The sequence below is a fragment of the Janthinobacterium sp. BJB304 genome (genome assembly GCF_002735765.1).
Classification (GTDB): Bacteria; Pseudomonadota; Gammaproteobacteria; order Burkholderiales; family Burkholderiaceae_D; genus Janthinobacterium.
On record NZ_PDZN01000056.1, the window covers coordinates 1 to 570 of the forward strand.

At 57.2% G+C, this 570-nt stretch carries 1 protein-coding gene; it reads left to right on the top strand.

Going from position 1 to position 570, the window contains the following annotated elements; translation table 11 throughout:
- Positions 1-2 precede the first annotated feature (2 nt).
- Positions 3-512, top strand: coding sequence for a TetR/AcrR family transcriptional regulator (locus CSQ95_RS28905; RefSeq protein WP_099412000.1), 510 nt, complete (start codon positions 3-5; stop codon positions 510-512).
- The last annotated feature ends 58 nt before the right edge of the window (positions 513-570 follow it).

Here is a 570-nt window from a genome sequence, read left to right on the forward strand (position 1 = left end):
GCATGGACGCGATAGTCAGAGAGTCGGGTGTGGCTCGGCGCAGTATTTACAAGCTTTACCCAAACAAAGAGGAGCTGGTGGCAGCGGCCCTGCAGGGGAGGGACGAGCGGTGGATGTCGTGGTTTATTGAGGAAACTTCGCGGGCCAGTACGCCTATCGGGCGGCTGGAGTCGGTGTTTCTCGCTCTCCGGCAGTGGTTTGACGCTGCTGACTTCCACGGATGTGCCTTCATCAATGCGGCGGGTGAGTTGGGCGTTACGAACCCCGAAATTGGGGCCGTTTCGGCGCGGCATAAAGAGCGTCTGCTTTCCTACCTTCGTGAGCTGACCAATGAGTCAGGTCTGGCGAATCCTGATGAAGTCGCAACCTATTTTCTAATCCTAATCGACGGCGCGACAGCAGTTGCAATGGTCACTGGCGATGCTAGTGCCGCCGATAGTGCTGGCAGGGCGGCAGCCCTGCTTTTATCAACCCTGCCGCGACAGGCAGGATCTAGTTCACCTAACCGTTAAGGTCATATCATGTCATCCAGTAGTGAAATTCGTCCGCCCCTTCCGCCATTCACCCGCG